This window comes from Marinobacter sp. Hex_13, from assembly GCF_001566815.1.
Taxonomy (GTDB): Bacteria; Pseudomonadota; Gammaproteobacteria; order Pseudomonadales; family Oleiphilaceae; genus Marinobacter; species Marinobacter salarius.
In genome coordinates this window covers 22,344-35,181 of record NZ_LSMM01000063.1, presented here as the reverse complement: position 1 = coordinate 35,181, position 12,838 = coordinate 22,344, and the positions used below count along the sequence as shown (strand labels likewise).

General features: G+C 58.4%; 13 protein-coding genes. 3 read left to right on the top strand and 10 right to left on the bottom strand.

All coding sequences use genetic code 11. The features are described from left to right. Positions 1 to 464: 464 nt before the first annotated feature. Positions 465 to 1,424, top strand: a complete 960-nt coding sequence (locus AXW11_RS16090; RefSeq protein WP_036211352.1) for an AraC family transcriptional regulator — start codon at positions 465 to 467, stop codon at positions 1,422 to 1,424. Positions 1,425 to 1,434: 10 nt separating this feature from the next. Here AXW11_RS16090 and AXW11_RS16085 read toward each other — a convergent pair whose 3' ends face one another. Both AXW11_RS16085 and AXW11_RS16080 read right to left on the bottom strand, forming a co-directional pair. Further along, entirely contained in the window at positions 1,435 to 3,495 is a 2,061-nt protein-coding gene (locus tag AXW11_RS16085) for a TRAP transporter large permease subunit (RefSeq protein WP_075194703.1), read from the bottom strand. Positions 3,496 to 3,520: 25 nt separating this feature from the next. Beyond that, positions 3,521 to 4,585 (bottom strand): hypothetical protein, encoded by a 1,065-nt coding sequence (locus AXW11_RS16080; protein ID WP_075194702.1) that lies wholly within the window; start codon positions 4,583 to 4,585, stop codon positions 3,521 to 3,523. Between the two features lie 290 nt (positions 4,586 to 4,875). On the opposite strand from AXW11_RS16080, the gene AXW11_RS16075 reads away from it, so the two are divergent. Next, positions 4,876 to 5,148, top strand: a complete 273-nt coding sequence (locus tag AXW11_RS16075) for an HU family DNA-binding protein (protein ID WP_036211361.1) — start codon at positions 4,876 to 4,878, stop codon at positions 5,146 to 5,148. A gap of 41 nt (positions 5,149 to 5,189) precedes the next feature. On the opposite strand, the gene AXW11_RS16070 is transcribed toward AXW11_RS16075, so the two are convergent. The 8 genes from AXW11_RS16070 to gshB all read right to left on the bottom strand — a co-directional run bounded on the left by AXW11_RS16070 (position 5,190) and on the right by gshB (position 12,139). After that, a complete protein-coding gene (locus tag AXW11_RS16070) occupies positions 5,190 to 6,113 on the bottom strand; it encodes a putative solute-binding protein (RefSeq protein ID WP_226910031.1) in 924 nt (307 codons plus the stop codon). Positions 6,114 to 6,434: 321 nt separating this feature from the next. Further along, positions 6,435 to 7,706 carry a dihydroorotase gene (locus tag AXW11_RS16065; protein ID WP_075194701.1) on the bottom strand — a complete coding sequence of 424 codons (1,272 nt, stop codon included), beginning with the start codon at positions 7,704 to 7,706 and terminating at the stop codon, positions 6,435 to 6,437. Beyond that, complete coding sequence (locus AXW11_RS16060) at positions 7,703 to 8,716, bottom strand: aspartate carbamoyltransferase catalytic subunit (RefSeq protein ID WP_075194700.1); 1,014 nt, start codon at positions 8,714 to 8,716, stop codon at positions 7,703 to 7,705. The genes AXW11_RS16065 and AXW11_RS16060 overlap by 4 nt, the downstream gene beginning before the upstream one ends. Positions 8,717 to 8,747: 31 nt before the next feature. Further along, positions 8,748 to 9,257, bottom strand: coding sequence for a bifunctional pyr operon transcriptional regulator/uracil phosphoribosyltransferase PyrR (gene pyrR / locus AXW11_RS16055; RefSeq protein WP_036211374.1), 510 nt, complete (start codon positions 9,255 to 9,257; stop codon positions 8,748 to 8,750). Between the two features lie 32 nt (positions 9,258 to 9,289). Continuing rightward, positions 9,290 to 9,730 carry a Holliday junction resolvase RuvX gene (ruvX, locus tag AXW11_RS16050; RefSeq protein WP_041333003.1) on the bottom strand — a complete coding sequence of 147 codons (441 nt, stop codon included), beginning with the start codon at positions 9,728 to 9,730 and terminating at the stop codon, positions 9,290 to 9,292. After that, a complete protein-coding gene (locus tag AXW11_RS16045; RefSeq protein ID WP_036211379.1) occupies positions 9,723 to 10,289 on the bottom strand; it encodes a YqgE/AlgH family protein in 567 nt (188 codons plus the stop codon). Before AXW11_RS16045 ends, ruvX begins: the two co-directional genes overlap by 8 nt. Continuing rightward, positions 10,286 to 11,152 carry an energy transducer TonB gene (locus AXW11_RS16040; RefSeq protein ID WP_075194699.1) on the bottom strand — a complete coding sequence of 289 codons (867 nt, stop codon included), beginning with the start codon at positions 11,150 to 11,152 and terminating at the stop codon, positions 10,286 to 10,288. The genes AXW11_RS16045 and AXW11_RS16040 overlap by 4 nt, the downstream gene beginning before the upstream one ends. A gap of 39 nt (positions 11,153 to 11,191) precedes the next feature. Next, positions 11,192 to 12,139 (bottom strand): glutathione synthase, encoded by a 948-nt coding sequence (gene gshB, locus AXW11_RS16035; protein WP_075194698.1) that lies wholly within the window; start codon positions 12,137 to 12,139, stop codon positions 11,192 to 11,194. Positions 12,140 to 12,434: 295 nt separating this feature from the next. Between gshB and pilG the strand changes: the two genes are divergently transcribed. Beyond that, positions 12,435 to 12,827, top strand: a complete 393-nt coding sequence (pilG, locus tag AXW11_RS16030; protein WP_007154228.1) for a twitching motility response regulator PilG — start codon at positions 12,435 to 12,437, stop codon at positions 12,825 to 12,827. The last annotated feature ends 11 nt before the right edge of the window (positions 12,828 to 12,838 follow it).

Genomic DNA, 12,838 nt, shown 5'->3' with positions numbered 1-12,838 from the left:
CCAGTAAACGGCCAGACCCTCTGAACGGTTTTGCAGTCAGACTTTCCATGGTTTCTCGCTCCGCTATCGGGTTCACCTTGTGGGCGTTCCCGTTTTTGCCAAGTAATCGGTTGGATCGCTTGTTAAGTCGCTTGGGGTAAAACGAATTCGACACGAAGCTTATTTCCTCAAGTTAACTTGAGGTCAATAACCTTGAATCGAGATGCTGGCTATGGGCGACATAGCGCCGGTTAATCGGATCGGGTAATGTTTACCCAACGGGAGCACAACAATATCCAGTGGAAGGCATAAAGCGGTATCGGGTTACTGCGGGAAGCTTGCCCGATTCTGCCGGCATGGTTTATGCCGGAGAGGCCGGGTTGCCAATTTCTGCGTGGTCATTGCCTGATCCTGCAGAAAATGCCTGAGAACCCGTACAGTTCAGGTTATGAAGGATTATACTGCCGCCAAAGGGAGACCCACCGATGACTGCCAACGTTCCTGAGATTTCCGGAAATCTCACGCTCAATCTGCAGCAACAGCTCGCCCGTGTCGCCAGTCAATGGACGACACACCAGGGCATTCAGGGTTCAGCCATTGATGGCTTGGAATTGATACGCTGCAACGAACCGTCCAGCTGCGGTTCCAGTGTCTATGAACCTTCATTGTGTTTCGTGATTCAGGGCACCAAGACCATCCAATTGGGTGACCGCGAGATCACCTACCAGCCCCTGTCCTATCTGGCCAGTTCAGTCCACCTGCCTGTACTGGGGCGAATTGTTGATGCCTCGGAGGAACACCCCTATCTGGCGGTAAAGCTCAAGGTAGACCCTCAGGAAGTGGCGGAGCTGGTGCTCGAACTGGGTGACAAGGCACCCCCGCTGCACCCGACCGAATCCTGCCCGGAGGTGCAATGCGGCCTGTGTATGTCGTCGATGGATGAACGGATGCAGAGCGCGCTCTACCGGCTGCTCAGCCTGCTGGATTCGCCCGGTGATATTCCTATTCTGGCACCCCTGGCTCGGCGGGAAATCATTTATCGCGCTCTGATTGGCGAGATGGGGTCACGGATGCGTAAGTTTGCGGCCGCTGATTCCCAGGCACACCGCATTTCCACGGTTATCTCGACGTTGAAGGATCATTACGCCGAACCGCTACGAATCAGTGAACTGGCGGAAGCGGCCAATATGAGCGAATCCACCCTGTACCATAGTTTCAAGCAGGTGACCCGGATGTCGCCACTGCAGTTCCAGAAGAAGCTGCGTCTGCATGAGGCCCGGCGCCTGATGCTGACCGAGGGGCTTGAGGCTGCCACCGCCAGCTATCGGGTGGGTTACGAAAGCCCTTCGCATTTCAGCCGCGAGTACAGCCGCCTGTTCGGTGCACCGCCCAGGGCCGACGTTACGCTTCTGCGTGGCGAACACCGGACCGCAGAGCCAGTTTGACCCCTCACACTCAGGCGTAGAACAGCAGTGGCACAAACGCTACCAGTACCAGTGAAATGCCCATGGCAATCAGTGGCATGATGATACGCTCGTGGCGCTGGTAGAAGGTGCCCTCTTCCTGCTGTGCTGCCAGCACTTCCGCTTCCCCGACAACCTGCCTCGTCAACAGGTGGTTTAGCGCCACCGGCGGGCTCAGGTAACCCAGCTCGAAGGCGACCAGGGTCACCATCCAGAAGTGAATCGGGTGTATGCCACTGCTGTAGGCGATGGTGGCCACGGTGGCGGTCACCAGGATAACGGCGCCGAAGGCGTCCATGATCATGCCCAACACCACCAGGATCAGCACCATCAGCAGCATGGCAGACCAGGCACTGTCGAATGCCTGGGGGAAGGTTCCCATAATATGGGAGCGTTCGATCACCCCGCCGATACTGACCGACAAACCCAGCAGCAGCAACAGCGCGCCGATTTCCGCCGTGGTGTCGTTGGTGGCCGAGCGCAAGCTGCGTTCCAGGCCCTGGTGATTGATCTCGCCACTGGCCCGGCCTTTGCGGTTTTTCAGGCTGACATGTTCGTACAGCAGGATGGCCAGCATGATCACCGGTAACAGCCGAGGGGCAGAGAATTCATCCATCTGCACATCCAGTGCAAAACGGTACAGCAGTACCACCGCAGCGATGACCAGCGCATAAGGGATCAGATGCTTCAACGCTGACATCATGGGTGGAAAGGCCGTGGAGGCCGGAGCCAGATTGAACTTGCTCTGACGGTTCACCGTGAGGGCCACCACCGTGAACATGGTCGCGGTGAGCACGAACACCCATATACCCCAACCAAACAACTCGTCGGTGGTGACTTCCCGGTTCAGGTAGGCAATGACCACCACCAGCAGGCAGGGCCTCAGGACCACACCCATGGACCCGGACATGGCGGTTGCCGCCAGGGCCAGATGACGGCGGGCGCCGGCAGCGCGTAGTTCGCTGTAAATAACCGCGCCGGCCGCAATGACAAAGATCCCCGACGCGCCAGTGTAGGCAGTGGGCACCGCAGCCACCAACACCGCTACAACAGCAAGCATTTCAGGTGGCATGCGCCAGGGCCGGAAGACATTGAACACCAGGGTGGCCAGGCGCGTCTGCTTCAGCATCATGCCTACCCACACGTAAAGCCCGACGTTCAGGAACATGTCGGAGAGCTCCATCATTTTGCCCAGATAGATACCGATACCGGAGGCGTGACCAATCAGCGCAAAGTAAGTCCCCGAGATAAGGCACATGACGGTATAGAGAGGCACCGCCAGGAAGGCCTTGTTCAGATCGCCGCCTTCCCTCAGGTCATCCGGCACCCTGACGAGCCGATACAGGCTGGTGAGCGTCAATGCGGCAAAACCGGTAATCCACAGGTTATGGAGCAACAGCTCATCGGACGACATGGTGGTGTCGGCGCCAAAACTAGACTGGCGGAAGATCACGCTGGACCCCAGGAGCATGGCATTGGCGACGGTCTGCAGCGTGTGGGAAACCATGTAGTCCAGGCGGGTTTCCATGGCCCGCATGGCAATGTGGTGGCGAGTCAGGGTGGCGGTCACCGCGCACAGCATTACCAGGATCACCAGTATGTAGCGCTGGGACTCCAGGCCGAAGGCAATCAGGTCGGCCACAAACAGCTCCACTGCCCGGTAGGCTTTTACGCCGGGAGTAAGCTTGTCTTTGAGGTTCTCGTAACTCTGGTAGCTCTGGCGGCAATCCGCCACCGAACGTTCAATGGCCAGGCGAACTTCATCCGGGTCCTTTTCCGACTCTCCCAGCAGGGCCGCCATGGGATTGTCGGAGCCCTCTTTCGCCAACTCTTCCTGAACGGCGGCGTCGATGTCCACGTTCGGGTCACAGGTGGGTTGTACCGGGTCGACTCTCAGCTTGTAGTAGCCGCTCCACAATTGCTCGCCGCCACGCAGCATCTGATTGTGGATGTCGCTACTGGTGGAGAACAGCACCACCGACAGCAAAAGCAGACAGGCCGGCAGAGAGGACAACCACTCCAACCCATTACGTCGAAAACCACCCTGGGACATAACAGCTCACTCTGGGAACATTGATTTACAGCAGATCGTCCAGATCCATGGTTTCGACCGCTTCCTTCTCGTCGTCCCAGAAGGTACCCAGTTGCCCCATGGGCGTCCGGTGCCCGGTATTTTCCATCCACAGCCGATCGGAGATCGCCACAATCATGTCCGTGGCCATCGCATCGACAAAGACCCACTCCTCGTTCGCTGGTGTTTCCTCGATGGCCTGAGCGTGGCTACGGATCACATCGCGAAGGCGTTCTTCGTCACCTTTGTTCTGGGCCGCGATGGCGTGGAACACGTGGCTGATCCTGACACCGGCTTCCTCGCCCTGCGCGTCGGCAATTTCCAGCCGCTCAAAAGGATCCTCGCCCTCTGGCAGTGCTCCAGGAATCATTGCCCAGACCGTCGCACGCAGTGCCATGGGAGCCCCCCACCATTTGTCGTTTTCCAGACAACGGGTCGCGCGAGAAACCGTGGAGCCGATGTTCTTGGGGACGCCAATGGACGAGGTGGACTGAATTTCAGCGTTCAGGGCCTGCAAGCCCGACAACAAGCCCGCCATGTAGATGAACTCGCCCAGGTCGTCATCGAAATCAGGGCACTCACCTGCATCGGGTTTGCCATAGAAGGCGTTATGGTGCTTCCAGCCCCGGTGATAGCGTTTGGCGGCCAGGGAAAGCGCGCGCTTCTGGCGAATCATGGCGTCTTCCGCTTCTTCCGCGTCCATCGCACGCAGGGCGGCCAGACCATCCAGTTCGTGTTCCCGTGCCTGCTCCTCTGCACACCCGCCAGCCGAGAGGTACAGCATCACCGCCAGTTGGTCAGGTTCACTGGTAACCCGGCCAAAAGACATCAGCAGGGGCGCGGTGGCCTCACTCATGGCGCACCCCATGGCGAGGTCGTCACTTTCCAGTAGATAGGGCACGGTGTGATTGCGGGAAAAGCCCTGCATCACGTCGCCGGTGGTTTTATAGATCATGTTGTTGACGACACCACAACCACTCAAAACCACACTGGCAAGCACAGCGGCCATTGCACTACGGAAACGTGTATTGCCCCGATGAGCCTGACTGACAGGTTTCTGAATACTCGTCATAACGTTGTACCTTCTACTCTTCTGCGTTTTTGTTGTTCGGAGCGTTGGTTCAGAACCGGAGTGTCACCAGGCCAGGGCCGCACTCACAATCTGTTACGGTTTGTAACCGAATCGGCATTATCGCCGACAACTCCCTGTTTTTATGAGACACATCCCGCAAATGGAAACGGCGCTTCAAATGCATTTCAATTGCCGGTTTGCACATTGGCCCGCAAACCGCTATAGCTTTGATCAGCCGACGGCGTCGCATCCGTCGGCCAGTGACCAAAAACGACAAAAAGGAGTACCTGATGCGCAAACCTGAACTTGCCGCCGCCGTTGCGGATAAAACCGGACTGTCCCGGGACAAAGCCAGCGAAGTCATTACCGCTGTTACTGACCAGATTTCCGCCGCCGCGGCCCGTGGCGAAGACACCACTCTGATTGGCTTCGGCACCTTCAACATCCGCAGCCGTGAGGCTCGGGATGGCCGTAACCCTCAAACGGGTGCAACCATCAAGATACCCGCCAGCAAAACTGTCGGCTTCAAGGCAGGTAAGGCACTGAAAGACTCCATCCGTTAAAGCGATAACCGGGGCCCGCCCGGGCCCCTTTCATTGTCGGCTCAGGAGGCGCACTCGGAACGGGCACCGTCCACCCGGCAGCGAATCGCCTTCATCAGACTGATCGCACGCTCGTCGTAGACACCATCTTCCAGCAACGACAACCGCACCTTGCGCAGCATCTTGTCGTATTCGGCAACGTCTTCCTGTGGCGGATGCATCCAGATGTCGTCGGGGATACCGGCTTCGGCTTCGGCAATGATTTCATAGGCCTCGTCAATACGCTTGATGGCCTGGTCACGCACCATCTGGCCGGCGTCGTCCGGGAAGCGGTCTCGGTGGATGATCACCTGGAAGTTCATATAGGCCAGGGCGTACTTGAATACGCCACCGTTCGGGTTCACGCCCTTGTAGAGTTCCAGGGGCGAATAAGCAACCGCCGGAGCGTAGGCCAGGTCAACACTGCCGTTGTTGAATTTGCCAGCAAAGTTGGCGGAGTTGGAGCCCACTACAGATGCCCCTACGTGGCGCACCATGCGCACGGACGCGGTATCGAAATCCAGCGTGGCAATGCGCTTGCCCTGAAGTTTTTCCACTGAATCAATGGCCCGATCCCGGGTGTGGAGATACACCGCGCCACCGGGGAATACGCCAGCCACTTCGTAGTCACCGTCAATCAGGAACGGGCGTGCCTTTTCCTGGCTGAGGGTGTTGTACAGCAGCCGCATTTCCTCTTCACCGGGCACAGCGCCCATGGCTTCCAGGGTACCGGTAAACTTGTTGAATTCGCGGGCACGGGTACCGGTGAGCAAAACCGCATCGCACTGCCCGGCCTTGAAGTCCTCGGCCGCGACTTTCTCGTCGGTATAAGCACGCAGGTCCAGCTTGATACCTTCCTTAAGGGCTACCGGCTGGAAGGTTTTGGTAATGGCAAACAGGGGACCGTTGGCACCGACCGGATCAAACACACAGAAGCTTCGCTCCATGATGTCTGATTCCGCCTGGACGAACGGCGACAACGCAAGAGTGGCACACAGGGCTGCCACCGCAGTGGCCTTTCGCGGGAGGTTGACTGATTTCACGGGGATGACTCCTGAATTATTATTGTTGGGCGACGGCACATCCACATGTGCACAGGTCACCGCATTCCTTCGCCGAGACTATGCCGGCGATGGTAAGAATACGTTGGCACAGGTGCCTGTCTTCAAGGGCTCTGGGGCAAAAAGGTAAGGAACTGTGACGGGCTCGACAGAGGTTACGCAACCTCTGCCACACTTTGCCAATATGAAGCGATATGAAGGCGGGAGCTACAGGTCAGATTGAGGCCACGCCTGCCGCCCATCGCACAGAGTCAGGCGAACAACGCCCGGGAGGGCCTTTCCTGGCAGCGGCACATGACGCCCAACAGAGCTGAGGCTGCTGTCGTTGGGAACCCAGGTGGCATCGGGGTCAAACACACACAGGTCTGCAACCGCACCCTGCCGGAGCTCGGCAGAACGGCCAATCACTTCAGCCGGGCCACCAGTCAGCGAGCGGATCAGGCTAGCCATGTCCAGCTCGCCACGTTCGACCAGCAACAACCCCATAGACAGCGTGCTTTCGATGGTGGACAGGCCCGGTTCCGTCGCCGCCAAAGGCGCCTGTTTGGCAGCGGAATCGTGGGGCTGGTGCTGGCTGGTGATGGCGTCGATCACGCCATCCCGCACACCGCCGAGCAACGCCTGGCGGTCTTTTTCAGAGCGCAGTGGCGGTCGCACGTGATAGCGGCTGTCGAATCCTGACAGGGCGTCCTCGGTGAACATCAACTGGTGCATGGCCACATCGGCGGTCACTGCAATGCCACGTTTGCGGGCATCGGCCAGCATTTCCACGCTGCGGGCACAGGAAAGCTGGCCAAGGTGCAGTCGAACCCCGGTTTCCTCCGCCAACAACAGCATTTCCATGATCGCGGCGGTTTCCGCCACCTCCGGGATACCCAGCAGGCCCAACCGCGAAGCCACCAGGCCGTCGTGGGCGTAGCCGTCCGCTGCCAGCGCCTGGTTCTCGGGGCTGAACATCACCGTCAGGCCAAATGTCCGGGCATAGGCCATACAACGGCGCAACACTCTGGCATTTTTCACCGGGCGGGCTCCATTGCCCAGTGCGATACAGCCAGCACCGGCCAGGCCGGCCATGTCACTGAGCAGTTCGCCTTCCAGGCCACGGGTTATTGCGCCAACCGGCAATACCCGCACCGAAGAGCGCTTCGCGGCCACGTCCAGGATCAGGTTGGTCACCGCGCCGGAGTCATTGACCGGCGAGGTGTCCGGTGAGGCACACAGGGTTGTGAAGCCGCCATGAGCGGCGGCGAGGCTTTCCGAGGCAATATTGCCTTTCTGGCCGTTGCCCGGCTCACGCAGGTTGCAGCACAGATCCACAAATCCGGGTGTCAGGAGGCAGCCTGTGGCGTCGAAATCGTGGTCGGCGGGTTCCTTTTCGGCCGCTTCACCCAGGGCGGCGATTCGCCCGTCACGGACCAGAACGGTGGTTTCAGCGTTGGTGTCGGCTAGGCGGCCACCGATAATCTTAAGGCTGCTCATCCCCGGGCCCTCCCCGCCAGTTTGCGACTGCGCTCGGCCATCTGACCTCCCATGGCCATGGACATCACCGCCATACGAATGGCGATACCGTTAGTGACCTGATTGAGGATCACGGATTGTGGCCCGTCGGCGACTGCGGACTCGATTTCCACACCCCGGTTGATCGGCCCCGGGTGCATGACGATGCATTCAGGATGGGCCAGCGCCAACTTCTCCTGATTCAGGCCGTAGAGCCGGTAAAACTCGCGTTCGCTGGGCAGCAGTGCACCCTCCATGCGCTCTTTCTGAAGGCGCAGCATGATCACCACGTCCAGATCCTTCATACCCCGGGTCATGTCATATTCCACAGTGCACCCCAGGCTCTCAACGTCCCTTGGTAGCAGGGTGGCGGGCGCAATAACGCGCACTTCAGCAGCGCCCAGTTCATTCAGGGCACGAATCTGGGAACGGGCCACCCTCGAGTGCAGCACATCACCGACAATCGCCACTTTCAGGCCTTCAAATCCGCCCTTGTGCTGGCGAATGGTGAGCATGTCCAGCATGGCCTGGGTTGGGTGGGCGTGGCGGCCGTCGCCGGCATTAATAATGGCAACTCCAGGGGTAACGCTCTCGGCGATAAAATGGGGGGCACCACTCTGGGAATGGCGCACCACGAACATATCGCTGGCCATGGCTTCCAGGTTCAGCAGTGTGTCCGACAAGGATTCGCCCTTGGACGTTGCGGACGTGTTGATGTCCAGATTGAGCACGTCGGCTGACAGCCGTTTGGCAGCCAGTTCGAAGGTGCTGCGGGTGCGGGTACTGGATTCGAAGAACAGGTTGACCACGGTGCGACCCCGCAGCAGTGGCACCTTCTTGATGCTGCGCTCCCCCACTTCGATAAACGAATCCGCGGTATCCAGGATTTCCGTCAGCAGCGCGCGGTTCAGACCGTCGAGGGTCAGGAAATGGCGTAACTGGCCGTCCGCGGTCAGCTGCAGGGAGGTTTGTGAGGGATCGGTTGCCGTCATGGGTCGCCTGTTGATGTTATGCGTTCGCTGATTAGTGGCCTGTTTCCTGGAGTTCTATGTGCAGTGGGTCCGGCCCGCGCAGTTTGACACGCTGATGCGACTGCAGGGCAAGCACCCGTCCGGTTACATCTGGCTGAACGGGCAGCTCCCGAGCGCCCAGATCCACCAACGTGGCGAGGATGATACTCGCCGGCCGGCCATAATCGAAGATTTCATTCATGGCCGCGCGAATGGTACGGCCGCTCATGATCACGTCATCGATCAGGATAATGTCTCGGTCTTCGGTGCTGAACGGCAGGCTGGAGGGCTTCACTTTCGGGTTCAGCCCTATGCGGCTGAAGTCGTCACGGTAGAAGGAAATATCCAGTTCCCCCCAGGGTTCCTGGAGACCCAGGCGTTTACTCATGACATCCGCCAGCCAGACACCACCGGTACGAATGCCAATGAGCGCCGGGGAGGTTACGCCCCGCTCTTCCAGTTTCTTGCGCAGGCCAGCTTCCAGGTCATCCAGCAGCCGGTCGATTTCAAGCAATGCAGTCATTTAAATCCCCATAGTCAGCAGCCCGGGCCCGGTCAGGACGAACGAGACTCCTGCTGGTGAAACCAGGTTTCCAGAATCAGAACGGCGGCGCGGTCATCGACGCCATCGCGACCGAAATCACGGCTGCCACCGGACGCCATTACATCGCCCTTGGCCTCAAAACTGGTGAGACGTTCGTCCACCATCTCAACCTCGACGTGAAAGCGACCATGCAGGCGTTTGCCAAATTTCCGCGCCCGTGCACACATGTCATTTTCAGTGTCATCCATGTTCAGGGGCAGGCCGACCAGCACCCGGTCCGGCTGCCATTCTTTCAACAGCCGACCAATCTGTTCCCAGTCGGGAACCCCATCACGGGCCGGCAGCATGGTCAGAGGCTTGCCAGTCCCCAGAATTTCCTGACCACTGGCCACACCGATCCGGCGGGTACCAAAATCAAACGCCATTACACGCCGGTTGCCAGCCTCAGGCATGGCCCACAAACTCACTGAGCTGGTTGAGATCAATGCCAATAAGCTTGAGCACGGCCTGATACCGGTCTTCCCAGGGTGTCCTGAACAGGATATCGGCGGTGGCGGGGCAGGTCAGCCAGGCGTTGCTGGAGAGCTCTTCTTCCAGCTGTCCCTCACTCCAGCCGGCATAGCCCAGGCACACGAGGTAATTCTTCGGCCCCCTGCCTGCACCAATGTCAGACAGCACGTCACGGGAGGTGGTCAGCAAGACGTCGTCAGCCACCTGCGCAGTGTTCTGCCAGCCTGCGTCCGGGGAATGCAGCACAAACCCGCGCTCGGGCTGAACCGGGCCGCCTCCGTATACTGGCACGTCGAGCTCGCCACCCTCCATGTCCAGCTGCTCCAGAATTTCCCCCAGGTGGATGTCCAGAGGGTGGTTCACCGTCAGCCCCAGGGCGCCTTCATCCGAATGCTCGCACAGATAGATCACTGCACCGTGGAAACGTGGATCCTGCAAATAAGGAGACGCCACCAGAAACTGGTGCCGCAGACTGTGTGGAGAGTGTTTTGATGCTGTCATCCCGATGTCAGCCCCCGCCGTTCGAATACCCAGGTGCGGATAATTTCCAGTTCATCGACATTCTCTCGCATCTCATCCGGGAAAGGCGCGAAAGGTGCTGCCATTCTCACGATGCGTATTGCCGCATCATCAAGCACACTACTGCCAGATGATTCGAGTATAGCCAGTTCCTTTATTGTGCCATCCTCCCTCATGGAAACCAGCATCCGCAGAGTGCCATAGATTCCGGCTCGCCTGGCCTCGGTAGGATAGTTGATATTGCCGACACGGGTTACCTTGCTGACCCAGTTCTGAACGTACCAGGCGTTGGTCGATTTCAACGTCGAGGCCGCGGTTACCCGCATGACCCGGGGTTTCTTGGCGTAGGCCCTGCGCTGCTGATCAAACCGCGCCTCCAGACTGGCAATTTCCAGGCTGCGCTCCATCAGGCTTTTCTTTTCCTTCACTGGTAGCGGCTCTTCCGATGTTGGTTCCGCTGCCGAGGGCTCTGATACCTGGCGTTCATTCTGAGCCTGTGTCTGCACCACCGGCTGTTCCTGTTCTTGCCTGGGCTCAACACGAGACGGAGGTTCCGGCTGAACCTCAGCGAACTCCGGCTGGCTGACGTCGGAAGGCTGCGGCGTGGTCATTTCCACCGGCTCATCCTCGGTACCACTGCCTTTCTGGCTGGTCTGGGCCAGGAAATCAGCCTCCTCCGGATCGGTTTCGTCGTCAAACTGGGAAAGTGTGATTTCCATGGTCTGAGCCGAGGAGCGCGGAGACTCGGGCGCAAAGGTAATACCCAGCACCACGATGGCGTGGAGCGCCAGCGCCATGAAGAGCGTGAACGAAAACCGATCAAAATCGCTGACCTGTACTGCCATTCCTGCTATTTACCCTCGGTTAGACCTGGCTGGAGGTCATTATTTCAGACGGCGCTCGATGGCATCCAGCAACTGGCTGGAAATATCGATGTCGTAGGCGGCATCCAGTTCCCGAATACAGGTGGGACTGGTGACATTGATTTCAGTGAGGTAGTCACCGATGACGTCGATGCCGACAAAAATGAGCCCTTTTTCCTTGAGCACTGGCGCCACGCGGTCACAGATCTCCCGATCGCGTACCGTGAGTTCACGACCCTCTCCTCGCCCGCCAGCGGCCAGGTTTCCACGATTTTCACCCTGCGAGGGGATACGCGCAAGCGCGTAGGGAATCGGCTCGCCGTCGATCAGCAGGATGCGTTTATCGCCCTGCTTGATCTCGGGTATGTATTTCTGCGCCATGGCCTGGTGGGCGCCATAGTTGGTCAGGGTTTCAATAATCACCCCAAGGTTGTCATCGTTTTCCTTGACCCGGAAGATGGAGCGCCCGCCCATACCGTCCACCGGTTTCATGATGACATCACCATGCTCGGCGTAGAATTCCTTGAGTCGCTCAGCCGAGCGGGTAACGATCAACGGCGGCGTGCAGTCCTCAAACTGGGCGGCGAACAGCTTTTCGTTACAATCCCGCAGCGTGGAAGCCGGATTGACCACCAGGGCGCCCTGCTGCTCGGCAATTTCCAGAATGAACGTGGCCATCAGGAACTCCCGGTCCACCGGTGGGTCCTGACGCATCAGGATGACGTCAAGATCACCAAGCGCCCGGTCCTGGGCGCCACCGAAACCGAACCAGTCTTGTGGGTCCAGGTGTACGGTCAGGTCACGGGTTCGCGCCCTCGCCTGTCCGCCCTTGAGGTACAGGTCCGGTAGCTCCATGTACTCGATTTCCCAGCCCCGCTTCTGCGCCGCCAGCAACATGGCCAGAGAGCTGTCTTTCTTGAAATGGATCTTTTCGATGGGGTCCATCACGATGCCGAGTCGGACTGTCATATTGCCTCGCCAGGTAAAAGGTTGAAAACACGAACCGGTCTGCAGAGCGATCCTGGGAATAAGTGCTATGCTGTGGACACAGATGGTATTGTACCCGAGCCGCGAATGCATCCGGAGAAATCCCGTATCAATTACGTGACTTTCCGGGCAGAAGTACATTTGGTCACAAAGTTATACTTTTTATCCGGCCGCCAATACTCTATAAATGAGCGGGATTTATAGAACATCGTTAATGTTTGTGTTAAAAACCCCGGTTGAAAATAACGACAGTCGCTGAGCGCAAGGCAGTTGGACAATGGATGACAACTTCGAGAATCTGAAGATTATGGTGATCGACGACAGCAAGACCATTCGTCGCACCGCCGAAACCCTTCTTAAGAAAGTCGGTTGCGAAGTCATTACCGCAACGGATGGCTTTGACGCTCTGGCGAAAATCGCCGATTCCCAACCCAATATCATTTTCGTCGATATCATGATGCCCCGGTTGGACGGCTACCAGACCTGCGCACTGATCAAGAACAACTCCTCTTTCAAAAAGACGCCGGTCATCATGCTCTCCAGTAAAGACGGACTGTTCGACAAGGCCAAAGGCCGGATTGTCGGTTCAGACCAGTATCTGACCAAACCGTTCAGCAAGGACGAGCTTCTAAACACGATTCGCCAGTATGTTCCCCAGGCGGAACAATAAAACTGCTGCAG